The sequence below is a fragment of the Amycolatopsis echigonensis genome (assembly GCF_014174495.1).
GTDB lineage: Bacteria > Actinomycetota > Actinomycetes > Mycobacteriales > Pseudonocardiaceae > Amycolatopsis > Amycolatopsis echigonensis.
Genome location: NZ_JACJHR010000056.1, coordinates 33,289 through 59,738, shown reverse-complemented (window position 1 = coordinate 59,738; position 26,450 = coordinate 33,289). Strand labels below are relative to the sequence as shown.

Annotated in this window: 28 protein-coding genes; 10 read left to right on the top strand and 18 right to left on the bottom strand. The window is 70.8% G+C overall.

Annotated features, from left to right (window positions below; genetic code table 11):
- Positions 1-66: 66 nt before the first annotated feature.
- From lipB to lpdA, 6 genes are all read right to left on the bottom strand, one after another.
- The gene (gene lipB, locus H5411_RS31270) at positions 67-810 is read right to left on the bottom strand and encodes a lipoyl(octanoyl) transferase LipB (RefSeq protein WP_101435018.1); all 744 of its coding nucleotides are present in this window, start codon (positions 808-810) and stop codon (positions 67-69) included.
- Positions 807-1,436 (bottom strand): phosphatase PAP2 family protein, encoded by a 630-nt coding sequence (locus H5411_RS31265; RefSeq protein WP_167441855.1) that lies wholly within the window; start codon positions 1,434-1,436, stop codon positions 807-809. Before H5411_RS31265 ends, lipB begins: the two co-directional genes overlap by 4 nt.
- A complete protein-coding gene (locus H5411_RS31260) occupies positions 1,433-2,311 on the bottom strand; it encodes a TIGR01777 family oxidoreductase (RefSeq protein WP_101435016.1) in 879 nt (292 codons plus the stop codon). The genes H5411_RS31265 and H5411_RS31260 overlap by 4 nt, the downstream gene beginning before the upstream one ends.
- An 845-nt stretch (positions 2,312-3,156) precedes the next feature.
- Positions 3,157-3,390: a serine hydrolase gene (locus H5411_RS47885; RefSeq protein ID WP_101435015.1), complete on the bottom strand. Its 234-nt coding sequence runs from the start codon at positions 3,388-3,390 to the stop codon at positions 3,157-3,159.
- 38 nt (positions 3,391-3,428) lie between these two features.
- Complete coding sequence (sucB, locus tag H5411_RS31250; RefSeq protein ID WP_101435014.1) at positions 3,429-5,216, bottom strand: 2-oxoglutarate dehydrogenase, E2 component, dihydrolipoamide succinyltransferase; 1,788 nt, start codon at positions 5,214-5,216, stop codon at positions 3,429-3,431.
- Positions 5,217-5,271: 55 nt separating this feature from the next.
- Positions 5,272-6,645 carry a dihydrolipoyl dehydrogenase gene (lpdA, locus tag H5411_RS31245; RefSeq protein ID WP_101435013.1) on the bottom strand — a complete coding sequence of 458 codons (1,374 nt, stop codon included), beginning with the start codon at positions 6,643-6,645 and terminating at the stop codon, positions 5,272-5,274.
- 193 nt (positions 6,646-6,838) lie between these two features.
- Between lpdA and H5411_RS31240 the strand changes: the two genes are divergently transcribed.
- The gene (locus H5411_RS31240) at positions 6,839-7,186 is read left to right on the top strand and encodes an oxidoreductase (RefSeq protein WP_101435012.1); all 348 of its coding nucleotides are present in this window, start codon (positions 6,839-6,841) and stop codon (positions 7,184-7,186) included.
- A gap of 171 nt (positions 7,187-7,357) precedes the next feature.
- On the opposite strand, the gene H5411_RS31235 is transcribed toward H5411_RS31240, so the two are convergent.
- Positions 7,358-8,341 (bottom strand): SMI1/KNR4 family protein, encoded by a 984-nt coding sequence (locus tag H5411_RS31235; RefSeq protein ID WP_183125895.1) that lies wholly within the window; start codon positions 8,339-8,341, stop codon positions 7,358-7,360.
- Positions 8,342-8,423: 82 nt separating this feature from the next.
- A complete protein-coding gene (locus H5411_RS31230; RefSeq protein WP_101435010.1) occupies positions 8,424-9,926 on the bottom strand; it encodes a leucyl aminopeptidase in 1,503 nt (500 codons plus the stop codon).
- Positions 9,927-10,028: 102 nt separating this feature from the next.
- On the opposite strand from H5411_RS31230, the gene H5411_RS31225 reads away from it, so the two are divergent.
- On the top strand, positions 10,029-10,886 hold the full coding sequence (locus H5411_RS31225; protein WP_101435009.1) for a sulfatase: 858 nt from the start codon (positions 10,029-10,031) through the stop codon (positions 10,884-10,886).
- Complete coding sequence (locus H5411_RS31220) at positions 10,879-11,505, top strand: ribonuclease FAU-1 family protein (protein ID WP_101440693.1); 627 nt, start codon at positions 10,879-10,881, stop codon at positions 11,503-11,505. The genes H5411_RS31225 and H5411_RS31220 overlap by 8 nt, the downstream gene beginning before the upstream one ends.
- Before the next feature lies 1 nt (position 11,506).
- On the opposite strand, the gene H5411_RS31215 is transcribed toward H5411_RS31220, so the two are convergent.
- Positions 11,507-11,809, bottom strand: coding sequence for a hypothetical protein (locus H5411_RS31215; protein ID WP_101435008.1), 303 nt, complete (start codon positions 11,807-11,809; stop codon positions 11,507-11,509).
- Between the two features lie 96 nt (positions 11,810-11,905).
- On the opposite strand from H5411_RS31215, the gene H5411_RS31210 reads away from it, so the two are divergent.
- Complete coding sequence (locus H5411_RS31210) at positions 11,906-13,009, top strand: branched-chain amino acid aminotransferase (protein ID WP_101435007.1); 1,104 nt, start codon at positions 11,906-11,908, stop codon at positions 13,007-13,009.
- A 66-nt stretch (positions 13,010-13,075) separates the two neighbouring features.
- Here H5411_RS31210 and cobT read toward each other — a convergent pair whose 3' ends face one another.
- The gene (cobT, locus tag H5411_RS31205) at positions 13,076-14,146 is read right to left on the bottom strand and encodes a nicotinate-nucleotide--dimethylbenzimidazole phosphoribosyltransferase (RefSeq protein WP_101435006.1); all 1,071 of its coding nucleotides are present in this window, start codon (positions 14,144-14,146) and stop codon (positions 13,076-13,078) included.
- Positions 14,147-14,225: 79 nt separating this feature from the next.
- Here cobT and H5411_RS31200 point away from each other — a divergent pair, with 79 nt between their 5' ends.
- On the top strand, positions 14,226-14,918 hold the full coding sequence (locus H5411_RS31200; RefSeq protein WP_183125894.1) for an IspD/TarI family cytidylyltransferase: 693 nt from the start codon (positions 14,226-14,228) through the stop codon (positions 14,916-14,918).
- Here the strand turns inward: H5411_RS31200 and H5411_RS31195 are convergent, their stop codons facing one another.
- Entirely contained in the window at positions 14,919-15,908 is a 990-nt protein-coding gene (locus H5411_RS31195; protein WP_183125893.1) for an aldo/keto reductase family protein, read from the bottom strand.
- A gap of 54 nt (positions 15,909-15,962) precedes the next feature.
- Positions 15,963-16,622: a DUF3043 domain-containing protein gene (locus tag H5411_RS31190; protein WP_101435003.1), complete on the bottom strand. Its 660-nt coding sequence runs from the start codon at positions 16,620-16,622 to the stop codon at positions 15,963-15,965.
- A gap of 143 nt (positions 16,623-16,765) precedes the next feature.
- On the opposite strand from H5411_RS31190, the gene H5411_RS31185 reads away from it, so the two are divergent.
- Entirely contained in the window at positions 16,766-17,143 is a 378-nt protein-coding gene (locus H5411_RS31185; RefSeq protein ID WP_009074796.1) for a HesB/IscA family protein, read from the top strand.
- Positions 17,144-17,234: 91 nt separating this feature from the next.
- Here the strand turns inward: H5411_RS31185 and H5411_RS31180 are convergent, their stop codons facing one another.
- On the bottom strand, positions 17,235-17,420 hold the full coding sequence (locus H5411_RS31180) for a hypothetical protein (protein WP_101440692.1): 186 nt from the start codon (positions 17,418-17,420) through the stop codon (positions 17,235-17,237).
- A 155-nt stretch (positions 17,421-17,575) separates the two neighbouring features.
- Here H5411_RS31180 and H5411_RS31175 point away from each other — a divergent pair, with 155 nt between their 5' ends.
- Positions 17,576-18,565, top strand: coding sequence for a carbohydrate kinase family protein (locus H5411_RS31175; RefSeq protein ID WP_183125892.1), 990 nt, complete (start codon positions 17,576-17,578; stop codon positions 18,563-18,565).
- 288 nt (positions 18,566-18,853) lie between these two features.
- Here the strand turns inward: H5411_RS31175 and asnB are convergent, their stop codons facing one another.
- Positions 18,854-20,788, bottom strand: coding sequence for an asparagine synthase (glutamine-hydrolyzing) (gene asnB / locus H5411_RS31170; protein ID WP_101435001.1), 1,935 nt, complete (start codon positions 20,786-20,788; stop codon positions 18,854-18,856).
- Positions 20,789-21,000: 212 nt separating this feature from the next.
- Here asnB and ctaC point away from each other — a divergent pair, with 212 nt between their 5' ends.
- Entirely contained in the window at positions 21,001-21,948 is a 948-nt protein-coding gene (gene ctaC / locus H5411_RS31165) for an aa3-type cytochrome oxidase subunit II (RefSeq protein ID WP_183125891.1), read from the top strand.
- A gap of 32 nt (positions 21,949-21,980) precedes the next feature.
- Entirely contained in the window at positions 21,981-22,403 is a 423-nt protein-coding gene (locus H5411_RS31160) for a cytochrome c oxidase subunit 4 (protein WP_101434999.1), read from the top strand.
- A gap of 11 nt (positions 22,404-22,414) precedes the next feature.
- Here H5411_RS31160 and H5411_RS31155 read toward each other — a convergent pair whose 3' ends face one another.
- Entirely contained in the window at positions 22,415-23,323 is a 909-nt protein-coding gene (locus H5411_RS31155; RefSeq protein ID WP_101434998.1) for a DMT family transporter, read from the bottom strand.
- A gap of 83 nt (positions 23,324-23,406) precedes the next feature.
- Here H5411_RS31155 and H5411_RS31150 point away from each other — a divergent pair, with 83 nt between their 5' ends.
- A complete protein-coding gene (locus H5411_RS31150) occupies positions 23,407-24,366 on the top strand; it encodes a GlxA family transcriptional regulator (RefSeq protein ID WP_183125896.1) in 960 nt (319 codons plus the stop codon).
- Between the two features lie 99 nt (positions 24,367-24,465).
- On the opposite strand, the gene trpD is transcribed toward H5411_RS31150, so the two are convergent.
- The 3 genes from trpD to H5411_RS31135 all read right to left on the bottom strand — a co-directional run bounded on the left by trpD (position 24,466) and on the right by H5411_RS31135 (position 26,415).
- Positions 24,466-25,509 (bottom strand): anthranilate phosphoribosyltransferase, encoded by a 1,044-nt coding sequence (gene trpD / locus H5411_RS31145; protein WP_183125890.1) that lies wholly within the window; start codon positions 25,507-25,509, stop codon positions 24,466-24,468.
- Positions 25,510-25,514: 5 nt separating this feature from the next.
- On the bottom strand, positions 25,515-25,928 hold the full coding sequence (locus tag H5411_RS31140) for a hypothetical protein (protein ID WP_009074814.1): 414 nt from the start codon (positions 25,926-25,928) through the stop codon (positions 25,515-25,517).
- A gap of 79 nt (positions 25,929-26,007) precedes the next feature.
- On the bottom strand, positions 26,008-26,415 hold the full coding sequence (locus tag H5411_RS31135) for a ribonuclease E inhibitor RraB (RefSeq protein ID WP_183125889.1): 408 nt from the start codon (positions 26,413-26,415) through the stop codon (positions 26,008-26,010).
- Positions 26,416-26,450 lie beyond the last annotated feature (35 nt).

Below are 26,450 nucleotides of genomic sequence, written 5' to 3'. Positions count from 1 at the left end.
GTGCGGGGTGGGGGCTGGCACCCTGGTGCGTGGGCGTGCCCGTCCTGTCTTGGCCGGGCTGTCAGCTCAGTTCTGCAGGGCGAAGGTGACGCCGGGGGCTTTCGGGGTTTCCGGGCGCGGCAGCCAGCGGTCGTCGCTCACCGGCAGTTCGCCTTCGAGCGCGGCCAGCACCAGTTCCTTCGCCAGCGGCAGCACCTCGGCGACCGGGACGTCGCGCTGCAGTTCCCAGGACAGCGAGGTGACGCCCGCGTCGCGGATGCCGCACGGCACGATGTTGTCGAAGGCGGTCAGGTCGGCGTTGCAGTTCAGCTCGAACCCGTGCATCGTCACGCCTCGCTGGACGCGAATGCCGATCGCGGCGATCTTGCGTTCGATGCCGCGTTCGTCGGCCGGGATCCAGACGCCGCTGCGGCCCTCGACGCGGCCAGTGCGCACGCCGAACCGGTCGCATACCGCGATCAGCGCTTCCTCGAGCCTGCGCACGTAGTGCATGACGTCGATCGGGTCGGCGAGCTTCAGGATCGGGTAGCCGACCAGCTGGCCGGGGCCGTGCCAGGTGATCTTGCCGCCGCGGTCGACGTCGATCACCGGGGTGCCGTCGGCGGGCCGGTCCTCGGGTTCGGTGCGCTTGCCCGCGGTGTAGACCGACGGGTGCTCCAGCAGCAGCATGGTGTCCGGCCCGGTTTCGTCCGCGCGTGCGGCGAGGATCTCCCGCTGCAGGTCCCAGGCCTCGGTGTACTCGATCGTGCCGACCTCGCGCACGACGAGGGGCTCGGTGGCGGCACGACAGCTAGCGCTCGAAGAACTCACCCGTCGAGGCTACGCCTTTCGCGCGCCGGAAAGGGAATCAGCCGGAGTGCGGTCGCTGACACCAGCCCCACGCCGAGCACCGCGAGCACGGCCCCGACGGTGTCGGTCACCCAGTGCACGCCGAGCACGATCCGGCAGGCCGCGGCCAGCACGGTGGCGGCGGCGGAAATCCAGATCGCCCACCGCGCGAACCGCGGCCGGAGCCAGGCGCAGAGCAGGACCACGACCAGGCCGGTGGCGGCCACTGAGACGACGTGGCCGCTGGGGTAGCTCAGATCCGGGTACGCGCGCGGGCGCTGGCGCTGGAACACCGGCTTGAACGCCAGGCTGGTCAGCCGGCACAGCAGCAGCACCACGGCGAGCCGCACGCACAGTGAGAACTGCGACCGGTTCCGCAGCACGATCGCCAGCAGAACGACGCCGAGCACGTACGGCAAGACTGGACCGAGGACGTTCGTCACCACGCCCGCGACCTGACCGGCCGGGCGGGTGTTCTGTCCTTGCAAGGCAGTGGCGACCTCGACGTCCAGCTGCAGCGGCTGCCGGTCCACGAGCAAGCCGAGCCAGAGGAACGCGGCGAACAGCACCACTCCGGTGACGACCCACCGCACGCGCGGCATCGTCACGTCGCCGCGGCGAGCGCGCCGTCGACGGTGCGGTGCCGGAATTCGTACCCGCTGGCCTCCAGCTTCCGCGGCACTGCGCGCTGCCCGAACAACGCCATCTCCTCGGCGGCCTGGCCGAGGGCGATCTTCATCGCGATTTCCGGCACCCACCACGGCGCGGGCCGGTGCACGGCGTGGCCGAGGGCGCGGGTGAACTCGGTGTTGGTCACCGGGATCGGGCCGGTGAGGTTGACCGGGCCGGAGAGCGTGTCGTGCTCCAGGATGTGCATCAGGGCACCGATTTCGTCGTCCAGCGCGATCCACGGCATGTACTGCCTGCCGTCGCCCAGCCGCCCGCCGAGCGCGAAGCGGAAGAGCGGACGCAGCACGTCGAGCAGGCCGCCGTGCCGGGCGAGGACGAGCCCGGTGCGGACCGTGACCACGCGGGCGTTGGCCGCAGCGGCGGTGGCGTTCTCCCACTCGACGCACATTTCAGCGAGAAAACCGTTGCCGGCCTTGGTGTCCTCATCGACCACAGTGGACCCGGTGTTGCCGTAGTAGCCCACCGCGGAGGCATTCACCAGTACCCCGATGCCGTGCTCCGCCACGGCTTCGGCGAGCACTTCGGTCGGCTCCACGCGGCTGTCGAGCAGCTGCTGTTTGCGCATTCCGCTCCAGCGGCCGGGCAGCAGCGGCGCGCCGCACAGGTTCACCACCGCGTCGATGCCGTCGAACGCGCCGTCGTCGATCCGTCCCGACGGCGGGTCCCAGCCGCGTTCGTCTTCCGCCCGCGCGGTGCGCCGCACGAGCCGGCGCACGTCGTGCCCGGATTCGCGCAGCCGTCCGGTCAATGCGGTGCCGAGGAGACCGCCGGAGCCCGCGATGAGTACCCGCATGCCTCTGATCGTGTCCTATCGACCCGGTTCGCGCACACCCGGGCGGAGCTGACCGGCGACGTCCGCGGCCGCGGTCAGCAGCACCAGTGCGGGAATCGCGGCGCTCGGCTTGAGCCGGTAGCTGCCGCGGCGGTCCTGCTCGACCAGTCCGGCCGCGGCGAGCGCCCTGAGATGGTGGTAAAGCCGTCCCGGCGAGCACCTCGGCGCGCGGCCTGTCCGGCAGCGACAGGGATCGCGGGCGTGGTGAGCCGGACTTCCCAGCGCAGCTTCCTGGCGGCTTGGCCACGACCGGCACGTCGAGGACCTGGTGCGCGAGGACAGCCGCTCGATCGCGGCTCGCGGCGATTTCGTGGTGCAAGCCGGACAATTGCGCGGCGCTGCCCTGGCCGGTCGCTGCCGACCACGCCATGACCGCTTCGGCGGAGGGCGGTTTCTCGGCGGCGCGGGGAGCACCTGGGCGCGGAACGACGGGTCGTACGCGAACCGGTTCGACAGCGCGTCTCCCGCCGCGCGGCGCACCATGACCGGGCTCCCCGCGGCGGGCAGTACTCGGGGAAATACCGCAGCAACGTCTCGCCGCCGAACATCCGGACGTCCGGCATCCGCCAGCCGCCTCGGGCCGCGGCCGCTCGCAGCGCCCGGTAGCCGAGCAGGGAGCGCAGGGAGTCGGCCGCGGAGTTGTCGCTGACGAGAATCATCATTTCCGCGATGCTTTGCAGCGGCACGCGCTGGTCCGGACCCTTCGCGACGCCGTACTCGTCGCAGGGGATTCCCAGACGGGGCAACGCGTTCCGGTGGCTGCCCTGGCCGATCGGACCGTCTCCGAGGTACGGGTGCCGGGCGTCTCAATCGCCGACGCGCACCTGCGCGGCCGGATCGATGCGCCCCTGCGCGACCGCGGTCGTGTAGACGAGCAGATGCATCACCTTGATCGCGGACGCGATCGTCAGGGAGCGCTCCGGAAGATGGCTGAACCGGCGGCCGGCGCCGTCGTCGAAGACCGGTGACCCGTCGTCGGGATGCGCGGCGAGCCGGGCGAGCCAGCCTTCGGGAACGGCAAACGACGACGGCCCCCGCACCGTGAAGTGCGGGGGCCGTCGGGCGGGGAGCTACCGGATCAGAGACCCAGCTCGTCCTCGAAGTTGCCCTCTTCCAGCCGCTGCTTGATCGTGGTCAGGAAGCGGCCGGCGTCCGCGCCGTCGACCAGGCGGTGGTCGTAGGTCAGCGGCAGGTACGCCATCGAGCGGATCGCGATGGTGTCGTTGCCGTCGGCGTCGCTCACCACGACCGGACGCTTCACCACGGCGCCGGTGCCGAGCATGCCGGACTGCGGCTGCACGATGATCGGCGTGTCGAACAAGGCCCCGTTGGAGCCGATGTTCGTGACGGTGAAGGTGCCGCCGATCAGCTCGTCCGGCTTGATCTTGTTGGCCCGGGCCCGCGCCGCCAGGTCGGCGATGCGGTGCGCGAGACCGGCCAGGCTCAGCTCGCCCGCGTCGTGGATCACGACCGAGAGCAGGCCGCGCTCGGTGTCCACCGCGATGCCCAGGTGCACGGCGCCGTGGTAGGTGATCTCCTTCGTTTCCTCGTTGTAGGACGCGTTGACGTTCGGGTGCTGCTTGAGCGCCTCGACGGTCGCCTTGGCGAAGAACGGCAGGAACGTGAGGTTGACGCCCTCGCGCTCCTTGAACGCCGCCTTCGCGCGCTGGCGCAGCTTGGCGATCTTGGTGACGTCCACCTCGTGCACCTGCGTGAGCTGCGCGGAAACCTGCAGCGACTCGCGGGTCTTGGTGGCGGTGATCTGCCGGATCCGGCTCGCCTTCTGCACGGTGCCGCGCAGGGCGGCGACCTCCGGCGAGACCGCGGCGGCGCGCGGCGCGGACGGAGCGGCGGCGGCCGGAGCGGACGGGGCGGCAGCAGCCGGGGCCGGGGCTTGCTTCTGCTTGGCCTCCGCCGCGGCGAGCACGTCCTGCTTGCGGATGCGGCCGCCGACTCCGCTGCCGGTCAGCGACGCGAGGTCGATGCCGTGCTCGGAGGCGAGCTTGCGCACCAGCGGCGTGACGTACGGGCCGTCCGCGGAGCCGTTGTCCGCCGGGGCCTGGGCGGCCGGAGCGGGCTTGCTCTCCTGAGCAGGTGCCGGAGCCGGAGCGGCGGGCGCGGGGGCCGGAGCCGCCGGGGCCGGGGCGGGCTTGCTTTCCTGGACCGGGGCCGGGGCGGGCTCGGGTTCGGCAGCGGGCTCCGGCTTGCTTTCCTGAGCCGGAGCGGCGGCCGGGGCGGCGCTCGCGTCGCCGATGACCGCGAGCACTCCGCCGACCTCGACGGTCTCGTCCTCGCCCGCGCGGATCTCCAGCACGGTGCCGGCGACCGGCGACGGGACCTCGGTGTCGACCTTGTCGGTCGAGATCTCGAGCAGCGGCTCGTCGACCTCGACCGAGTCGCCGACCTGCTTCAGCCAGCGGGTGACGGTGCCCTCGGTGACGCTCTCGCCCAGCTCGGGCAGCTTCACCTCGGTGCCCGAACCGCCGGCGGCCGGCGCGGTGTCCGGCTGCGACGGAGCGGACTCGGCCGGGGCGGCCGACTGAGCCGGAGCAGGGGCTTCCTGCTGCTGCGGGGCGGGCTCCGGCTCGGACTGCTGGGCGGGCGCGGAGGACTCGGGCACGCCGCCGGTGCCGTCGTCGATCACCGCCAGCTCGCCGCCGACCTCGACGGTGTCGTCTTCCTTGGCGCTGATCTTCACGACCGTGCCGGCGACCGGCGACGGTACTTCGGTGTCGACCTTGTCGGTCGAGATCTCGAGCAACGGCTCGTCGACCTCGACGGTGTCGCCCTCCTGCTTCAACCACCGGGTGACGGTTCCCTCGGTGACGCTCTCGCCGAGCTCCGGCAGCGTGACGGAGTAGGCCATTGTTCGCTGGCTCCCTTGATCGCTAAGACGTGGTCTGGATTGTGCTGGTTGCGCGTCAGCTGTGCACGTGCAGCGGCTTGCCCGCGAGGGCGAGGAACGCTTCGCCGAGTGCCTCGGTCTGCGTGGGGTGCGCGTGGATCAGCGGGGCGACGTCCTCCGGGAACGCCTCCCAGCTGTAGATCAGCTGCGCTTCGCCGATCAGTTCGCCGACCCGGTCGCCGACCATGTGCACGCCGACGACGGGGCCGTCCGGCGCCTTCACCAGCTTCACGCCGCCGGAGGTCTTGAGGATCTGGCTCTTGCCGTTGCCGCCGAGGTCGTAGGTGAACGTGGTGACGTCCGAGCCGTACTTCTCCTTGGCCTGGGACTCGGTGAGCCCGACGGACGCGACCTCGGGGTGCGAGTAGGTGACGCGCGGGATGCCGCGCTCGTCGATGGCGCGCGGGTTCAGCCCGGCGATCTCCTCGGCCACGAAGATGCCCTGCTGGAAGCCGCGGTGCGCGAGCTGAAGGCCCGGCACGATGTCGCCGACCGCGTACACGTTCGGCAGGTTGGTGCGCAGCCGGTCGTCGGTGAGCACGAAGCCGCGGTCGATCTTGACGCCCGCCTCCTCGTAGCCGTGCCCGGCCGAGTTCGGGCCGCGGCCGACGGCGACCAGCAGCAGGTCGGCTTCCAGCGTCTCGCCGGACTCCAGCGACACGCTGACGCCGTTGTCGTCCTGCTTCGCGCCGGTGAACCGCACGCCGGTCTTGAAGGCGATCTTGCGGCGGCGGAACGCGCGCTCGAGCTGCTTGGAGGCGTACTCGTCCTCGTTCGGGACGAGCCGCGGGAGCGCCTCGACGACGGTGACGTCCACCCCGAAGGAAGCCCACACGCTGGCGAACTCCACGCCGATCACGCCGCCGCCGAGCACGACGACCTTCTTCGGCACGTAGTCCAGCGTCAGCGCCTGCTCGCTCGCGATGATGCGGCCGCCGAGCTCGAGGCCGGGAAGGGTGCGCGAGTACGACCCGGTGGCGAGGATGACGTTCTTGCCGGTGTAGCGCGTGCCGTCGACCTCGACGGTCGTGCCGCCGACGAACCGGCCGGTGCCCTCGACGAGGTTCACCTTGTGCGCCTTGGCCAGGCCCTGGAGGCCCTTGTACAGCCGGGAGACGATCCCGTCCTTGTACTTGTTCACCCCCGCGATGTCGATGCCCTCGAACACGGCCTTGACGCCGAAGGTCTCGGCGTCGCGGGCCTCGTCGGCGACCTCGGCGGCGTGCAGCAGGGCCTTGGTCGGGATGCAGCCCCGGTGGAGGCAGGTCCCGCCCAGCTTGTCCTTCTCGATCAGCGTGACGGAAAGGCCCAGCTCGGCCGCGCGGAAGGCCGCGGCGTAGCCGCCCGATCCGCCTCCCAGGATCACGAGGTCGGCGGAGGTGTCGCTCACTTCAATAACTCCTCGGCAGCGATAGGGGTGGAGCTTCGGTCGCCGCGGCACCCGGTATAACCGCGCGCGCGACAACCGCCATCTTGTCACTACGCCGATCGGCGTTGCGACCTAGCCGGGCCAAGGCGGCGCTGCGACACCGGCCACACACGCGGCCGGGAATAATGAAGTCGGGACTCTCGCCGGAAGAAAGGTGGTCGAAGTGGGGATCTTCGACTCGTTGCGCCGCCGCGGCAGACGCGGTCCGGCCGCTGGAGCAGGCCGCTCCGGCAGCTCGGCCGACACCCGCTACCTCGAAGAATGGGCGGCCGCGCGACGCGGCGTGGAGGCGTACGTCGAGCCGCCGACCACGGTGACCGACACCACTGTGGTGCTGGTCGCGCACGACGGCGAATGGACCCGCCGCCGGATCGGCAGCCTGGCCGCCGCCCAGCGGTTCGGGCACAAGCACACGATTCCGGTGTACGAGGCCGCGCGCGTCGGTTACCCGAAGCGCATGCGCGAGTACACCGAACGGCAGAAGCGCCGTCCGGCCGGCTGAGTCAGGCGTTCGCTTCCCGTGACTGGGGTGCGTCGGCTGTTCGCGAGCTGTCGCCCGGCCCAAAGGGCTGCCGCCGAGTCCGCGGGCTGGCTCGGCATCACCGCCCGCGGCGACAGCCGCGCTCCGCGATCGTGCCCGGGCCGAACGCGGGAGCGAGGTCCGGCATTCGAATCAGGCACTCGCTTCGAGCAGCCGGTGGTGGTGTTCCAGCAACGCGCGGAACGACTCGTGCGCGGTGCTGCCGAAGGCGAGATCCACTTCGACCGTTCGCCAGCTGTCGCCGGTGTGCGCGAGCAGGACGGTCGCCGGGTCGGAGATGATCACGACCGTGCCGTCGGCGCGCAGTTCGCGGGCGGGCAGCAGCCGCGGGAACACCACGTCCGCGGGCAGTCCGTCCGCGATGGTCAGGAATTCGCGGTAGTCGCCGGGCAGGCGGAAGCCGAGGCGGTGTTCGGTCTCGGCGAGATCCTCGGGCGACGCCGGGGCGGGGGCCTGCTGCCCGCGCAGCCGGAGGATGGCCGCGACCAGTTCCGGCAGGCTGCCCGGGCCGGTCGGATGGCGTTCGCGCAGCGCGGCGATCAGCGCGCCCGCGCACTGGTCCGGCCACTCGGTCCCGAGGCCGAGCGGGTCCGCGCCGGCCGCCAGCCGGGCGGCGAGCGGGCGGGTGGCGGCGAGCGTCGCGACGTCCGGGTCCGGGTGGTTTTCCACGAGCGCGGCCCACGCGTCGAGGTCGCCGGCGGCCAGTGCTTCGCGCACCGGATCGGGGCGCTCCGGAGCGAGCGCGGAGACCGCGCCGGCGATCGGAGAACCGTCGAACAGACCGTCCAAATCGGACGTTCGGCGGGCGAGAAGTGCGTGGTGGGCTTGCTCTTCCGCGTCCAGATCGAGCGGAACCAGCGCGTCTGCCCATTGTGGACGGTCGCCGCGCGCCTCGAAGAGCATCGCCCAGGCGCGGGCGCGCACCGCGTTGTCGGCGAGCACGGACGCCGGGCGTCCGGTCACCGCGTGCCATTGCGTGACAAGGCGGTCCGCGGCGTCGGACGCGCCCGCGGTGGCCAGGAGAAGCGCGGCGTGGCCGATCCGGCGGTCAGCCGTGGCCTCGTCGCCGGTGAGCACGTCGCGAACGGCGGTCTCGAGATAGTCGTCGCGCTGCATGAGCGCGAGCGTGCCACACGGCCGCGGACACGACGGAGGCCCCGCACCGGCGTGGTGCGGGGCCTCCGGTCAAGCGTGGGGATCAGCCCTGGTCGGCGATGTCCGCCAGCACCGCGGCGATGGTCCGGACCGGGATGCCGGTGCCGCCCTTGCCGGTGTAACCCCACGGGCCGCCGGAGTTGAACGCCGGGCCCGCGACGTCGAGGTGCACCCACGGCAGGTCCGCGGGCACGAACTCGCGCAGGAAGACGCCCGCGACGAGCATGCCCGCCCAGCGCTGGCCGGTGACGTTCGCGATGTCGGCCAGCCGCGAGTCGAGGTCGCCGCGCAGTTCGTCGGGAAGCGGCATCGCCCAGCCGCCCTCGCCGGTGGCCTGCATGATGCCCGCGACGCGGTCGCGGAACTCGTCCGAGCCCATCACGCCGGAGATCCGGTTGCCCAGCGCGACCACCTGCGCGCCGGTCAGCGTGGCGGTCTCGATCAGGTAGTCCGGGTTCTCCTCGGCCGCGCGCACGATCGCGTCGGCCAGCACGAGCCGTCCCTCGGCGTCGGTGTTGAGCACCTCGACGGTCTTGCCGCCGTACATGGTCAGCACGTCGCCCGGGCGGTAGGAGGTGCCCGAGGGCAGGTTCTCCGCCAGCGGGATGTGGGCGGTGACCTCGAGCGGGTACTTCAGCTTCGCGGCCAGCACGACCGACGCGAGCACGGCGGCCGCGCCCGACATGTCGGAGGTCATGTGGTCCATGTTGGCGGCGGGCTTGAGCGAGATGCCGCCCGAGTCGAAGGTGATGCCCTTGCCGACCAGCGCGACCTTCTTGCGCGCCTTCGCCGGCTTCCAGCTGACCCGCAGCAGGCGCGGCGGCCGCGACGAACCGCCGCCGACGCCGAGGATGCCGCCGAAGCCCTTGCGCTTGAGGATCTTTTCGTCGAGCACCTCGAACTCGAGGCCGTTCGCGTCGGCGAGCTTCTTCGCGCGGTCCGCGAAGGACGCCGGGAACAGGTCGTTCGGCGGGGTATTGATCAGGTCGCGGGCGATGATCACCGATTCGGCGATGAACCCGGCCGCCTTCAGCGTGGCCTTGTGCTCGCGCGCGGTGCCCTCGGCCGGGCTGACCAGGTCCGCCTTCGCCAGCGGGCCGTCGCCCTTCTCCGAGCGGTACTCGGTGAAGACGTACGCGCCCAGCGCGATGCCTTCGGTGGCGGCGTGCAGGTCGACGGCCGAGAGCGTGACGAAGGCCCGCTCGGTGCCGTTCAGCGCGCGGGCCGCGGCACCGGCCGCGCGGCGCACCTGCTCGGGGGTGATCGCCCCGTCCTTCCGCTTGCCGAGGCCGACCGCCAGCACGACGCCCGCGGGCAGCTTGCCCAGCGTCGGCAGCTTCACGATTTCCTCGGCCTTGCCGGTCGCGCCGAGCGTGCCCAGCACCTCGGCGAGCTTGCCGTCGAACGCCGCGTCGGCGACCTCCGCACCGGCGGCCAGCTCGAGGCCGTCCTCGCCCTGCAGGGTGCCGATCACGACGACGTCGGCGCGGGTCTTGCCCACTGCCGCATCCGTGTTCTCGGTGAGGGCAAGCTTCGGCACGGTCACTTCTGGCTCCTCGCGACGTCGCGGTGGCGCCGGGCGATCTGCCCGGTCGATCGTGAGCCATGCTAATGACAAAGCCATCCGGACGGGGGGAGGGGGATCGCGGTGCGGCTCGCGGGAGCACTCCTGGTGACGCTGGCGGCCGGTGCCGCCGGGGCCGGGTACTGGGTTCTCGCCGGGGTCGTGCTCGCCGCGCTGGTCGCGGTCGGAGGCTCCCGGCTGCCCGCGCTCGGCGACGATCCGGCTGGCCGGATCGTCGGCGGATTATCCCGGCTGGCTCAGGTCGTCGTGCTCGCGCAGGCGTTCGGCGCGTACGTGTTTCCGCTGCGGCCCGGATACGCCGCCGCTGCCCTGGTGGTGTTCGTCGCCGCGGCGGCCCTCGCCGGGCTTCAGCTGCCGGATCTGCTGGTCAAGTGGGTAATCGGCCTGCTCCTGGCCGCCGCGGCGGTCCTGGTGGCGATGTGCCTGGTGATCGCTCCGGTGTCGCAAGCGGGCGGAATCGGGACGCCGAACGCGGCCGGGATCGTCGTCGCGGCGTTGTTCCTGCTGCCGTTCCTGGTTCCGGAACCGGGCGAGCGGAGCACCGGACGCGCGCTCGTTCTGAGCCTCGTCGCGCTCGCCGTCACGGCGGTGACGCTGCTGCAGCTGGGCCCGATCCGGCTCGGATTGTCCGGGACGGCGATGCGGGATCTGCTCTCCGCCGCGGACGCCGGACAGCTCCAGCCGTTGCTCACGGTGATCGCAGTCCTGGCGACTCTCCCCGCGGCATTCACGACTTTCGTCGGGGCACGACAGCGATTCGCGCCGTCCGGCGGGGCTCCGGTCGCAGTGGGCGCGCTGCTGGCAGTGGTCGCCGCGGCGTTCGCTCCGCTGCCGGCGGTGCTGCTCGCGGCAGGCCTCGGCGCAGTCGCGGAACTGCTGCTGCGGATGCGGGTTCGCCGCTACCGTGGCGTGCATGACTGAGCACCGCTGGGCGCCGGGACAGACAGTCGTCGAACGTTTCGTCCGCCCGGACGGCAGCATCGGCCAGCATCATCCGCTGCGCGTGATCTCCGACGACGGCGAGACGCTGCTCGGCTGGCTCCCGCTCGGCACGCCGATCGTCGGCAGCAGGCTCGCGGACGGCCGGACTCTCCGGGAAGCGCCGCTGGGACAACGGTTTCGCGAGCCGCGCGTGTGCGTGCCGGACGTCTGGCACGGCACCTCGACGCTGCGGCTGATTCCGGACCGGGCCTGGTCGTCGGTGTGGTGGTTTTTCGAGGCGGACGGCCGGTTCCGCGATTGGTACGTGAACCTCGAGGTGCCGCGCGGGCGCACCGAAACCGGCCCGGACCGGATCGACGGCATTCTCGACCTGGTCGTGACGCCGGGCGCGGGCTGGAAGTGGAAGGACGAGGACGAAGCGGAGGCGGCTGTCGAGGCGGGGCGGCTCACCGAGGCCGACCTTGACCAGCTGCGCGCCGAGGGTGAACGGCTGGGCGCGCTGGCCGAGCGGGGCGCGTACCCGTTCGACGGCACGCACACCGATTTCCGGCCGGATCCGGACTGGCCCGCGCCGGCGCTGCCCGCCGGACTGTGCTGACCTACTGGGCCAGCAGGACCAGCGCGCCGAACAGCACGATGTCGACGACGAGCAGGATCACCACCGATTTGGTCGGCAGGTCCTTCGCGATCACCCTGCCGTGCAGGTTCTTCCACCAGTAGATGCCGAAGCCGGCGACTACGAGGCCGAGGAAGAAGCCGAACCCGCTCGAAAGCAGGCCCCAGCCGACCATCCCGAGCAGCCCGGCACCGAAGGTCAGCAGGGCGGCGGTGCCGAAGGTCTTGACGTCCGGCCCGGCCCCGGCCCCGGCCTGGCGTGCTGGTTGAGTGCTCACAGCGTTCATCGTAGTGGGGTGACGCTGCGAGCGCGGGTCTGTGCGGCGAGTGAAACCACAGGACTTCCGACTAACGTGCTTCCGACCAAGCGCTATCGTTTATGCATGACGACAGCGACGCAGTTCACCCACGTTCCGAACCCGAGCCCCGCGAGTCCTGAACGCGTCGCCGAGGTACTTGCCAAGCCGGGGTTCGGCACGCACTTCACCGACCACATGGTCACGGTCAAGTACAGCACCGAGAAGGGCTGGCACGACGCCAAGGTCGGGCCGTACGAACCGTTCACCCTCGACCCGGCCACGTCCGTGCTGCACTACGGACAGGCGATCTTCGAGGGCCTCAAAGCCTACCGTCAGCCGGACGGCTCGATCGCCGCGTTCCGGCCGGACGCCAACGCGCGCCGGTTCCGGGACTCCGCCGAGCGGCTGGCGATGCCGCAGCTGCCGGTGGAGACCTTCATCGACTCCCTGCGCGAGCTGATCGCCGTGGACGAGCGCTGGGTGCCCACCCGGCAGGGCGATTCGCTGTACCTGCGCCCGTTCATGATCTCCACCTCGGCCGGTCTCGGCGTGAACAGCCCGGCTGACGAGTACGTCTTCGCGGTCATCGCTTCGCCGGCCGGCTCGTACTTCACCGGCGGCGTGAAGCCGGTCAGCGTGTGGCTGTCCACCGAATACGTGCGCGCGGCCCCCGGCGGCACCGGCGCGGCGAAGTGCGCGGGCAACTACGCGGCGTCCTTCGTGGCGCAGGCGCAGGCCGTGGAGAAGGGCTGCGACCAGGTGGTGTGGCTGGACGCGGTCGAGCGTCGCTGGGTCGAGGAGATGGGCGGGATGAACCTGTTCTTCGTCTTCGGCTCGGGCGACGACGTCCGCGTGGTCACGCCGGAACTCACCGGTTCGCTGCTCCCGGGCGTCACCCGGAAGTCGTTGCTGCAGCTGGCGAAGGACGCCGGGCACAAGGTCGAGGAGCGCCGGATCTCCACCGACGAATGGGAGAAGGCGGCCGCCTCGGGCGAGCTGACCGAGGTGTTCGCGTGCGGCACGGCGGCGGTCATCACGCCGGTCGGCCACGTGAAGCACGGCGGCGGCGAGTTCTCGATCTCCGGCGGGCAGCCGGGCCCGGTCACGATGGCCCTGCGCGAGCAGCTCGTCGGCATCCAGGAAGGCACCCGCCCGGCCCCCGAGGGCTGGATGGTCCCGCTCACCTGACGCTCTAGCTGTCCGTGAAGGGCTCCTTGCGGGAATCTGATTCCCGCAAGGAGCCCTTCACGGCTATCAGGACGTGAGCGGGCCGGATACGCCGGACTGCTCGTGGGTGGTCATTTCCGCGAGCACGCGGCTGGCCATCATCAGCAGCGGGAGTGCGGTGACGGCACCGGTGCCTTCGCCAAGGCGGACGTCGAGGTCGAGCAGCGCCCCGAGGTCGAGGTGTTCCAGCGCGAGGGCGTGCGCGGGTTCGCCGGTGAGCTGCCCGGACATCCACCAGCGGCGGGCGCCGGGGGCGAGTTCTTCGGCGACGAGCGCGGCCGAGCAGACCACGAGTCCGTCGAGCACGACCGGGGTGCGGCGGACCGCTGCCTGCGCGAGAAAGCCCGTCATCGCGGCGATGTCCGCGCCCGAGGACGTCCGCAGCAGCGCGAGGGGGTCGGCCAGTACCGCGCGGGCCCGGCGCAGTGCGTCGCGGACCGCGGCGGCTTTGCGCATCCAGGTGTTGTCGTCGATGCCCGAACCCCGGCCCACCACGGCGACCGGCTCGCTGCCGGTCAGCGCCGCGACCAGCACCGACGCCGGGGTGCTGTTGCCGATCCCGAGGTCGCCCGCGATCAGCAGGTCCGCGCCGCCGTCGACTTCGGCGTCGGCGATCGTCCGGCCGGCGTTGACCGCGGCTCGTACCTCGGCGTCGGTGAGCGCGTCCTCGACGTCGATCGAGCCGGAACCACGGCGCACCTTGAACTCGCCGATCGACCGCATCGCGGATTCCTCGGTGTCCACGGCCATGTCGACCACGCGCACGCCCGCGCCCGCCGCCGCGGCGAGGACGTTGATCGCCGCGCCGCCGGTCAGCATGGTCCCGACGAGCTGCGACGTGACCTCCTGCGGATACGCCGAGACGCCCTTCTTCGCGATGCCGTGATCGCCGGCGAACACGACGACGCGCGGCCGGGTGAACGGCCGCGGCGGCGCCTGGCCCTGGCACGAGGCGATCCACACGCCCAGCTCCTCGAGCCGCCCGAGCGAGCCGGCCGGTTTGACGAGCTTGTCGTGCAGCGCGATCGCGCCCGACCGGGCCTGCTCGCTCGGCGGTTCGATCTCGCCGAACTCGATGCCCGTTTCGCCGGTGTCCACAGCCAGGTTTCCTTTCGCCGCGGGGAGTCCCGGCGCCCAACCTACCGTCGGCCGGACCGGGCCCTTAGGGTCGGTCGGCGTGCGGGAATCGACGGCGGCCGGGGTCGTGCTGGCCAGTGGTGCGGGGACCCGGGTCGGGGCCGCGCTGAACAAGGTCTACCTGCCGGTCGCGGGCCGGCGCGTGGTGGCGTGGTCGCTGGACGCGTTCGCCGCCGCGCCCGGGATCGGCGTCCTGGTGCTGGTGATCCGGCCCGAGGACGCGCCGCTGGCCGAGGAAGTGGTGGCCGAACTGCCCGTTCCGGTGGAGATCGTGACCGGCGGCCCGACGCGGCAGGCTTCCGAGCTGAACGCGCTGCGCCATCTCGCGCCGCGGATCGCCGACGGGACAGTGGATTCGGTGCTGCTGCACGACGGGGCCCGTCCGCTGGTGAAGCCGGAACTGATCTCCGCGGTGCTGGAGCGGACCCGCGAAGACGGGGGAGCGGTGCCGGGCCTGGCCGCGGACGACGTCGTCTCGATGGCCGGACCGGACACGGTCGCGGGCCCGCTGCCGGGCGCGATCCGGGTCCAGACCCCGCAGGGCTTCCGGGCGCGACCGCTGCTCGCGGCGTACGAACAGGCTGCCGCGGAAGGGTTTCTCGGCACCGACACGGCTTCGTGCATGGAGCGGTTCTCCGCGCTGCCGGTGCGGTGGGTGCCCGGCAGCGCGGAGAACGTGAAGATCACCTATCCGCACGACCTCGCGGTGGCGGAACGGTTTCTGCTGCGCTGATCAGGGGGAGACGGTGAGCGCCGGGTCGGTGACCACGACGTCGCCCAGCGCCTCGTCGATCGCCGTGAGCAGCTCCGGCTCGAGCTTCACGCCGGAGGCCTTGACGTTGTCGTAGACCTGCTCCGGACGCGAGGCCCCGATGATCGCCGACGCGACGTTCGGGTTCTGCAGCACCCACGCGACAGCCAGCTGCGCCATCGACAGACCGGCGTCGGCGGCCAGCGGCTCCAGCTTCGCGACCGCGGTGAGGGTCTTCTCGTCGAGGAAGCGCTTCACCATGTTCGCGCCGCCGTTCTCGTCGGTCGCGCGCGAACCGGCGGGCAGCGGCTGGCCCACCTTGTACTTGCCGGTCAGCACGCCCTGCGCCACCGGCGACCAGACGATCTGGCTCAGCCCCTCGCGCTCGGAAGCGGGCACGACCTGCGCCTCGATGACCCGCCACAGCATCGAGTACTGCGGCTGGTTCGACACGAACGGGATCTTCAGCTCGCGGGCGAGCGCCGCGCCGCGGGCGATCTGCTCGGCGTTCCACTCCGAGACGCCGATGTAGAGCGCCTTGCCCTGGCGGACCAGGTCGGCGAACGCCTGCATCGTCTCTTCCAGCGGCACCGTGCGGTCGAAACGGTGCGCTTGGTAGAGGTCGACGTAGTCGGTGCCGAGCCGCTTCAGCGACGCGTTCGCCGACTCGAGGATGTGCTTGCGCGAGAGGCCCTTGTCGTTCGGGCCCTTCGGGCCGGTCGGCCAGAAGACCTTGGTGAAGATCTCCAGGCTCTCCCGGCGCTGGCCCTTGAGCCCGCGCCCGAGCACCGACTCCGCGGCGGTGTTGGCGTAGACGTCAGCCGTGTCGAAGGTCGTGATGCCCGCGTCGAGCGCCGCCTTGATGCAGGCCTGCGCCTGGTCCTCCTCGACCTGGGACCCGTGGGTCAGCCAGTTGCCGTAGGAGATCTCACTGATGTTGAGGCCGCTGCGGCCGAGACGTCGAAACTCCATGCCGACAGCGTAAACGTTTCGTTCGCGAGGCTAACGACCCGTGTGCCGCACGGCTCAGTTCGGGATCGGGTCCCCGGCCTTCAGCCGCGGCTTCGGGACCCGCAGCTTCCGGATCTGGCTCGCCCGGACGAACGCGTACCAGCCGACGCCCCGCGTGGCCGCCGGCGGCTCCTTCGGGAAGCGCTCGCGGACCAGCTTCGAGATCTTGCGGCCGTTCACGAAGCCCTCGATGGCCATGACCAGCAGCATCGCCATGCAGACCAGGGTGATGTACTGCTGCACCGCCGGCGCGGGCACCAGCAGCGCGAGGAACACCAGGATCGCCAGCGGCATGAACAGGCCGAGGATGTTCCGCCGGGAGTCGACCAGGTCGCGGACATACGCCTTGACCGGGCCCTTGTCGCGCGGCGGCAGGTACTTGTCGTCGCCCGACATCATCCGCTCGCGGCGCTGCCGGGCGGCTTCCCTGCGCTCTTCCTTGCTGACCGGATTGGCCTTGCGCAGTTCCTTGTTGCGCTTCATCGCCTCGCGCATCGAGGTGGGCGGCGGCGCGACCGGTCCGCGCTTGCGCCCCTCGGCCTCGCGCCGCTTCGGCGTCGCCTTGCCCTTGCCCGGCGTGTACGACTTGCTCGTGACCGCGGAATCGTCGGCGGCGGTCTCGGCCGCGGACTCGTCGGCGGCGGGGTCAGTGGTGCTTCGGCGCAGGAACCTCACCTCACCAGGGTATTGCAGGCGTCACGGCTTTGTTCACCAGGTCGTTCCATATGCGACGATGGAGGGGAACAGATCGGGCGAGTCCCGTGTTGTGCCTAGGACACGAGATGTACCCGCAGCGAGTTCGACCAAGAGGGAGTGCCATGACGACCGCTGAGCAGACCGGTGCGGCTGCGGCCGAGACCGCCGAGGAGACCCACGGCGTGACGTTGACCGACGCCGCGGCCGCCAAGGCGAAGGCGCTGCTCGAACAGGAGGGCCGCGACGACATGCACCTGCGCATCGCCGTGCAGCCCGGCGGCTGCGCTGGCCTGCGCTACCAGCTGTTCTTCGACGAGCGCACGCTCGACGGCGACCTGTTCCGCGACTTCGACGGCTTGCGGGTCGCCGTGGACCGGATGAGCGCGCCGTACGTGTCCGAGGCCGTGATCGACTTCGTCGACACCATCGAGAAGCAGGGCTTCACGATCGACAACCCGAACGCCACGGGCTCCTGCGCCTGCGGCGACAGCTTCCACTGAGCCCAGAGCCGACAACGGGCCCCGGCGCGTCTGCGCTGGGGCCCGTTCTCGTTTCCGGGCTCAGGACGTTCGGCTGCCGCGGTGCGCCGGCTCAGACGTAAGCGTCGAGGTCGGCGACCTGCGCGTGGCAGGCGTCGTCGACCGACCACGGCTGTGCGGCCCGCGGGCGCGGCAGCCGGGCCTGGTCGGCGGGGCGCTCGGGCCGCAGCGCGGACGGAAGATGGGCGCAGTCGGCGATCAGGTCGCCGATGGTTTCCGGTTCGGTCGCGAGGTTCACGGATGCCACGCTATTGAGCCGGATGCGAACGGGAAACGAGTACCGGCCGGTAGTGTCGGAACGTGGCGCGGAAAATACCCGGAAGGGTCATGACCAGCGGGTAACTTGCGTCAGGGCGCGAAAACGACAGCTCATCCACCTCGTGAGGAGAACCGGTGGCAGACAAGCCCAGGATCGCCGTGTCGGGCAGCATCGCGACGGACCATCTGATGCACTTCCCGGGGAGGTTCGCCGAGCAGCTCGTCGCCGAGCAGCTGCACCGGGTGTCGTTGAGCTTCCTCGCCGACGACCTCGTCGTGCGCCGCGGCGGCATCGGCGCGAACATCGCCTTCGGCCTCGGCGTGCTCGGCGTGCAGCCGGTGCTCGTCGGAGCCGTGGGCCAGGACTGGGCCGACTACCAGTCGTGGCTGCAGCGGCACGGCGTCGACACCTCGGGCGTGCTGGTGTCCGAGGTCGCGCACACCGCGCGCTTCGTGTGCACCACCGACGAGGACATGTGCCAGATCGCGACGTTCTACGCCGGCGCGATGGCCGAGTCCCGCAACATCGAACTGGGCCCCATCTCCGACCGCGTCGGCGGGCTCGGACTGGTGCTGATCAGCCCGGACGACCCCGAGGGCATGGTCCGGCACGCGCAGGAATGCCGTCAGCGCGGCTACACGTTCGCCGTCGACCCGTCGCAACAGCTCGCCCGCATGGACGGGGCGCAGGTGCGCTCCTTCGTCGAGGGCGCGAAGTACCTGTTCAGCAACGATTACGAGTGGGAGTTGCTGCTGCAGAAGACCGGCTGGACCGAGGCGGACGTGCTGGAGCGCGTCGGGCTGCGGATCACCACGCTGGGCGAGAAGGGCGTGGAGATCGTCGGTCGGGACGGGACCGCGCTGCAGATCGGGGCGGTTCCGGAGCGCGGGAAGGCGGATCCGACCGGGGTCGGGGACGGGTTCCGGGCCGGCTTCCTCGCCGCGATCGACGGCGGGCTGAGCTTGGAGCGGGCGGCGCAGCTGGGGTGTTTGATCGCGGTGCTCGTGCTGGAGACGGTGGGGACGCAGGAGTGGCGGCTGGAGCGGACGGGGGCGCTGAGCCGGTTGGGGGAGGCGTTCGGTCCGGAGGCGGCTGAGGAGATTTCGGCGGTTTTGCCTGGTTGAGGGGTGGCTCGTCGCCTGGCGGCGACAGTGCGCCCGGGTGGTGCGTGGGGGCACCCCGAAGCTTGATTGTGCTGACGGACGGCGGGTGTTTGTCAAGGCGGGAAAGATGCCTTGACAAACACCCGCCGTCCGCAGCTTGGCTTCGTATCGGGGTGCGGGGGTGGTGTGGGTGCACCGCTGGTTGGGTGCGTCGGCGGTGGTTTTGCTGGTGCGGGGTTGGCGCGCCAATGTGGCGTTGGGTGAGTTAGTGCGCCCAACGCCACATTGGGCGGTGCGGGGGGCTGGTCGTCAGAGTTTGACTGGGTAGACCGGTTCCGGGATTTCCGGCTTGATGCGGTGTTCCACGAAAATGCCGTGCCACAGCATGAACACCAGCAGTGCCCACAGTTGGCGGCTGCGGTCGAACTGGCCCGCTTTGTGCTCTTCCAGCAGGGCTAGCACGGCGTTCTTGTCCAGCAGCTCGTCGGTCTTCGAGTCGTTGATGATGCCGCGCGCCCAGTCGTACATCTCGTTGCGCAGCCACAGCCGGATCGGCACCGGGAAGCCCAGCTTCTTCCGGTTCAGCACGTGGCCGGGGATGATCTTCGCCAGCGCCTGGCGCAGCGCGTACTTCGTGGTGCCGTGCGCGAGCTTCTGGTCCAGCGGGATCGACGCGGCGACCTTGAACACCTCGGCGTCCAGGAACGGCACCCGCAGCTCCAGCGAGTTCGCCATGGTCACCTTGTCCGCTTTGACCAGGATGTCGCCGCGGAGCCAGGTGTACAGGTCGACGTGCTGCATGCGGGCCACCGGGTCCCAGCCGCGGGAGACGTCGTACCAGGGGGCGGTGACGTCCTTGAAGCCGACGCCTTCCTGGTACGTCCGCAGCACGGCGCGCAGCTGCTCGTCGCGGAAGTTGCGGGCGTTGCCGTAGTAGCGGTCCTCCAGCGGGAGCGCGCCGCGGCGGAGCAGGTCCTTGCCCCGGGTGCCTTCCGGAATCTTCGTGGACACCTTGCCCAGCAGCTTGCGCACGCTGCCGGGGATCTTCTCGAACGGGGCCAGCGAAATCGGCTCGCCGTAGATCGTGTAGCCGCCGAACAGCTCGTCCGCGCCTTCGCCGGACAGCACCGCCTTCACGTGCTTGCGGGCCTCGCGCGCGATGAACCACAGCGGGACCAGCGCCGGGTCGGCGACCGGGTCGTCCAGGTACCAGACGATGAGCGGCAGCGCCTCCATCATCTCGTCCGCCGACACCGTGCGGACCACGTGCTTCACGCCGATCGCGGCGGCCGATTCGGCGGCCACGTCCACCTCGGAGTAGCCCTCGCGCTCGAACCCGGTGGTGAACGCGATGAGGTTCGGGTTGTGCTCCTTGGCGAGCGTCGCGGTCGCGGTGGAGTCGATGCCGCCGGAGAGGAACGCGCCGACCGTGACGTCCGGGTCGGAGATCATGTGCTTGCCGACCGAGTCGCGCATCACATCGGCGATGCGCTCGTACAGGGCGTCGGCCTCGGCCTGGCCGTTCACCGGCTTCGCGGCGAACTTCGGGTGGAAGTAGCGGGTGAACTCCGGCTTCCCGCCCGGCGAGAGCCGGAACGAGGTGCCGGACTCGACGCGGCGGATCGCGGTGTGCAGCGACTCCGGCTCCGGCACGTACTGCAGGACCAGGTAGTGCTGCAGGGCCGTGCGGTCCAGCTCCTGCGCGACGCCGAGCGTGTCCGACAGCTCCAGCAGGCTCTTCTTCTCGCTGGAGAACGCGGTGCCCTTCGGGCCGGAGCTGTAGTAGAGCGGTTTGATGCCGAACGGGTCGCGCGCGCCGAAAACGACCTTTTCCGCCGAATCCCAGATCAGGAAGGCGAACATGCCGCGCAGCTTTTCGACCGCTTTGTCCCCGAGGTAGTGATATGCCGCGACGATCGCCTCGCCGTCGCCCTCAGTGGCGAATTTCGCACCGAATTTTTCGGCCAGCTCGTCGCGCAGCTCGCGGTAGTTGTAGATCTCGCCGTTGAAGTTCAGCGTGTACCGGCCCGGGGCCTCCGGCGGACCCCACACCAGCGGCTGGTGCGCGTGGTCCACGTCGATGAAGGCGAGCCGGTTGAAGCCGTACACGACCTCGGCATCCGCCCAGGTGTCCTGCTCGTCAGGGCCGCGGTGGCGCTGGCAGCGCATCGCCGCGCCGACGCTGCCGCGGGCGTCCGCGGCGTCGTTTTCGGTCGCGCAGATCAGTCCAAGCAGGCCGCACACGTGTACTCACACACCTCAGGGTCGGGCCGGTCCGGGGAAGGGCCCAGTATGCCGGGGCGGGGCCGGTCGCGCGGAAAGCGGGTGACGCGTGGCGCAACTGGTCACCCCTTGGTCAGCGGGAGCGGCCAACTCGGCTAGGCTCCGCCTGTCACGAAGATCGGTCGAAGAAGGCCCGGTGTGAGAGGGCCTGTTGGGTGAAAGGGCAGGGCGCAGTGGGAAAACCAGAGCGCACCCCGGTGGGTAAGCGGGTCGGGCGTGTCGCCGCGCTGGCCGTGCTGGTGGCGCTGACCGCGACGGGCTGCTCGGGAGACGAGATCCTCCGCTTCGGCTGGCCCAAGGGCGTCACGCCGCAGGCCGACCAGATGCGCACTCTCTGGACGTGGACGGTCATCGCCGCGCTCGTCGTCGGCGCGATCGTGTGGGCCCTGATCTTCTGGACCGCGATCTTCCACCGCAAGAAGAAGGGCGCGGCCGTCGAGGGCCCCGAGGACCTGCCCCGGCAGTTCCAGTACAACATCCCGCTGGAGATCTTCACGGTCGTCCTGCCGACGATCATGGTCTGCGTGCTGTTCTTCTTCACCGCGACGACCGAGAGCAAGGTCCTCGACAAGAAGCCGAACCCGGACGTCGTCGTCGACGTGGTCGCGTTCCAGTGGAACTGGGAGTTCAAGTACGAGGGCGACGCCGCGAAGCGCCCCGACGGCACCCAGGTGAGCACCGTCGGCTCCTCCGGCGAGATCCCGCTGCTCGTGCTGCCGACGAACAAGACCATCGAGTACCGGCTCCGTTCGACGGACGTCATCCACTCGTTCTGGGTCCCCGAGTTCAACTTCAAGCGCGACGTGATGCCGGACCCGGAGAAGAACAACCAGGACAGCTCGTTCCAGAACTCGATCGACCGCGAGGGCTCGTTCGTCGGCCGCTGCGCCGAGCTGTGCGGGACGTACCATTCGGTGATGAACTTCGAGGTGCGGGCCTTGTCCCCGGACAAGTTCGACCAGTACCTCAAGCTGCGCACCGAAACGAACCCGAAGACCGGCAAGCCGAACACCGCGTCCGAGGCGCTGGCGGCGATGAACTGCGGCGAGCTGTGCAGCCCGTACGCGGTGACCACGAAGCCGTTCAACACCGACCGCACCGCGCGCACCGCGTCCAACTGACGGCGAACCCAGAGGAGTAGGGGACCAATCCCATGAAGGTCGAAGCCCGGATTTTCTACATGGTGGCGGGATTCGCCGTCCTCATGACCGCCGTCTACTGGGTCATGACCGCGCTCTTCACCACCAACCAGAAGGCGGAGCCGGTCGGCATCGTCGCGCTGTTCCTGACCGGCGGCCTGGCGTTCCTGGCCGGCAGCTACATGCAGTTCGTGTCCCGCCGGATCGAGGAGCGCCCGGAGGACCGCGAGGACGCCGAGATCAGCGACGGCGCCGGCGAGCTGGGCTTCTTCAGCCCCGGCAGCTACTGGCCGATCGCGCTGGCTGCGGCGGCCGGGCTGGCCGGCCTCGCCCTCGCGTTCTTCCACATCTGGCTGCTCGTGATGGCGATCGTGGCCCTGCTCATCGCCGTGGGCGGCCTGGTGTTCGAGTACCACACCGGTCCCGAGCACGACTGAGCTTTTCCGCTTCACCGAGACGCCCGGCTGGGAATTCCCGGCTGGGCGTTTCGCATGTCTGCCTTGGTGCGCTGCGGCGCCAGCGCCGCGGCGAGGACCGCCAGCATCCCCAGGCCTTCGGGCCAGGTCAGGCGATGGCCGAACGCCGCCATGTCCACCACGACCGCGACCACCGGGTACAGGTAGGACAGCAGCGCCACCGTCGTGGTCGGCAGCTTGCCGATGCTGGCGTACATCAGCACGTACATCACCGCGGTGTGCACCGTGCCCAGGAGCAGCAGCCACAGCAGGCCCGGAGCCGTACTCGGCAGCGGCGTGAACATCAGCGCGGGTGCGAGCACGATCGCGCCGACCGTCAGCTGCAGCGCCGCGAGCAGATGCGGGCGGATGTGCTTGAGCTGCTTCGCGATGAAGGACGCACCGGCGTAGAGCAGGGCCGCGCCGAGCGCCAGCGCGATCCCCGCGAACCGCACTGGGTGACCGTCATCTCCTTGTGCGGAAAGGGAAATCACGACGACTCCGGCGAACGCCACGCCCGCGCGCACGAGGTGCGAACGGCCGACTTTCTCGCCGAGGAACATCGCGGCCATCCCGACCAGGATCAGTGGTTGCGTGTGGTAGACGACGGTGCTGACGCCGATGGACGACAGCGAGTAGGACGCGAACAGCAGCACCCAGTTGCCGACCAGCAGCAGACCGCCCGCGACGGCGAGCAGCAGGTCGCGGCGGGTCGGCCGCCAGTCGCGGAACCAGCCTCGGGCCAGCGACCACACGACCAGCAGGACGCCGCCGACCAGGCAGCGGGCGAACGCGACAGCCGGGGCGGCCGCGCCGCTTTCGAGCACGACCGCGCCGATCGTGCCGGACAACGCCATCGCCGCGGACCACTGCAGGACCGGGCGGGATTCGGGGTTCGTCATGCGACCAAGACTCGCCTTCGCGGCGACGCTCAACCAGTGTCAGAGATGACAATGACCGCAAAACTTGTGACATGCTGGCTCGCATGGACGTGCACCGGGTGGCCGTGCTGCTCGCGGACCGGGTTTCGCCGTTCGAGCTGGGGGTCGCGTGCGAGGTTTTCGGCACCGACCGCAGCGCGGACGGCATGCCCGGCTGGGACTTCGGCGTGTGCTCGCCGGGCGGGGCGGAAGTCGCCAGCTGGTCCGGATTCGGCCTTGCCGGACTGCGCGATCTGGACTTCGCGGAGACCGCTGATTTGGTGATTGTGCCCACCCAAGCGCCGCGGACCGCGCCGCCGCCGGAGCCGTTGCTGCACGCGTTGCGCGCCGCCCGGGAACGCGGCGCATGGGTGGCCGGGTTCTGCGCGGGTGTGTTTTCCCTTGGCTACGCAGGACTTCTGGACGACCGCCGCTGCACGGTGCATTGGATCTACGAACCGGAATTCCGTCGCTTGTTCCCTTCGGCGGAAGTGGACCCGCAAGCGCTCTACGCGGACGACGACGGCGTCTTCACCAGCGCCGGGACAGTCGCCGCGGTGGATTTGTGCCTGCACCTGGTGCGGCGGTTGCGCGGAGTCGCGGCGGCGACGGCGTTGGCCCGGCGGATGGTGGCCGCGCCGCACCGTGCCGGTGGGCAAGCCCAGTTCGTGCAAGCCCCGGTGCCCGCGACGGCCGCACCGGACGACGCGGTGGTCGCCGAAGCGCTCGAATGGGTGGAACGGCGGTTGGATCAGCCGTTCACGGTCGCGGAACTGGCTCGCCGCAGCGGACTGGGGGAGCGGACGTTCCTGCGCCGCTTTTCCGCCGCGACCGGGACGACTCCGCACCGCTGGCTGACCGAACGCCGCCTCGACCGGGCGCAGGCGTTGCTGGAGGAAGGTTCTCTGTCGGTAGAGGACATCGCGGTGGCGTGCGGGTACGCGTCCGCGGCCGCGTTGCGGCACCAGTTCTCGCGGCTGCGCTCGACTACGCCCAGCGCTTACCGGACCGCCTTCCGCTCCTGACCGGACCGCAGAGGTCCGTGAAGGGCTCCTTGAGGGAATCAGATTCCCTCAAGGAGCCCTTCACGGACGCGCCGAATGCCTCGTGGGGCGGGCGAACGCTCAGCGAGCAGCCGAGGAGAACGCGATCCACCGGTCCAGCAGCGCCGCTGCCGCGCCGCTGTCGATGGCCTGGCGTGCTCGGTCCAGCCCGGCCGCCAAGTCGTCCTCGAGCGAATCCGAGAAGCCCGCGAAGGCGGCCAGCGCGGCGGCGGCGTTGAGCACCACCGCGTCGCGCACCGGGCCGGTTTTGCCGTTGACCAGTTCCCGGACGACCTCCGCGTTCGCCGCGGCATCCCCGCCGCGCAGGTCCTCGGCGGTGGCGCGCGGGATGTCGAGCGCCTGCGGGTCGAAGGTGCGTTCCGTCACCGTGCCCTCGGAGACCACCAGGACGGACGTCGTCGTCGTGGTGGTGATCTCGTCCAGCCCGTCGTCGCCGCGGGCCACCAGCACCGACATGCCCCGGTCGGCGAAAATCTCCGCCAGGGCACGGGTTTTGTCGGCGTAGGCGCACCCGATCAGCGCGCTCCGCGGCTGCGCCGGGTTGGTGAGCGGGCCCAGCAGGTTGAACGTGGTCGGCACGCCCAGTTCGCGCCGCGGCGGGCCGGTGTGCCGGAACGCCGGGTGGAACGCGGGCGCGAAGCAGAACCCGATGCCGATCTCCTCGAGCGACGCGAGCACCGCCTCCGGGGGCAGGTCGATCTTCACGCCGAGGGTTTCCAGCACGTCGGCCGCGCCGGACTTCGACGACGCGCTCCGGTTGCCGTGCTTGGCCACCGGCGCGCCCGCCGCCGCCGTGACGATCGTCGCCATCGTGGAGATGTTCACCGAGTTCGACCGGTCGCCGCCGGTGCCGACGATGTCCACCGCGGGACGGCTCAGCGTGATCCGCCGGGCGTGCGCCAGCATCGCGTCGGCCATGCCGGAGATCTCCGCGGGCGTTTCGCCCTTGGCGCGCAGCGCGACCGCGAAGCCGCCGATCTGCGCCTGCCCGGCGCTGCCGGACATGATCTGGTCCATCGCCCACGCCGTGTCCTCCGCGGACAGGTCCTCGCCCGCGATGAGCCGGGTGAGCAGCGCGGGCCAGGTGTGCGGGGTGGCGCCCACCGGGCTCAGCCGCCGTTGACGGCGGGGACCCGCCCGGCGCGCAGCACGCCGGCGACGGTTTCCGCCGCGGTCAGCGGGTCGAGGGGGTGCACCAGCACGGCGTCGGCCAGCGCCCAGGTGGCGAGCCATCGGTCGTCGCGGCGGCGGACGGCGACGACGATCGGCGGGCAGTCGTCGATCTCGTGCTTGAGCTGGCGGGTCAGGCCGATGCCGCCGGTCGGCTGCGCCTCGCCGTCGAGGATCGCGAGGTCGACCGAGCCCGCGTCCATTTCGGCGAGCACGTCGGCGATGCCGGCCGCCTCGACCCACTCGACGCGGCCGAGGTCGGCCGCCGGGCGCCTGCCGACGGCGTTCATGATCGCCTCGCGGACCTCGGCCTTATGGCTGAACACCAGGATCCGCTGGGACTGCTCGCTCATTGAGCACGCCTCCGTCTCGTCACGGGTGGAACAGCCGCGATCGTATCCGCCGAGACGCATCTCACGCGGACGCGGTGGGCTAGTCACCCGGTTGCCACGCCTCCCAGCCCGGGGCGTCGCCGCCGAGCCGCTGTGCCAGCCCGGCCATCCGGGACCGTTCCTGGGCGCAGTGCAGGGCGTCCAGCACCTGCACCCGCCGGGCGTGCGCCAGCACCCGGTCGCCGTCGCGGCTTTGTTCGCGCAGGTCGTAGCCGTCCTGCGCGAGGATCGCCGCCGCCTCCTCGACGCGCTCCGCCGGGAGGACGAGGTGATGGACGAGCACCGCGGGCGCTTCGCTTGCCCAGCCGGGTGAACCGCCGAGAACCGCGGAGTCCGCGACGGCCGGATCGAACGCCGAAACGACGACCCGCAGACCGGGCGAGTCCGGGTCGAGAACCGCCTTCTCCGGCTTTCTCACCAGGTCACGGAGCTTCTCCAGCCAACTCACGAGTAGCTCCTTCCGTCGCTGGTCCGCGTCTCGCG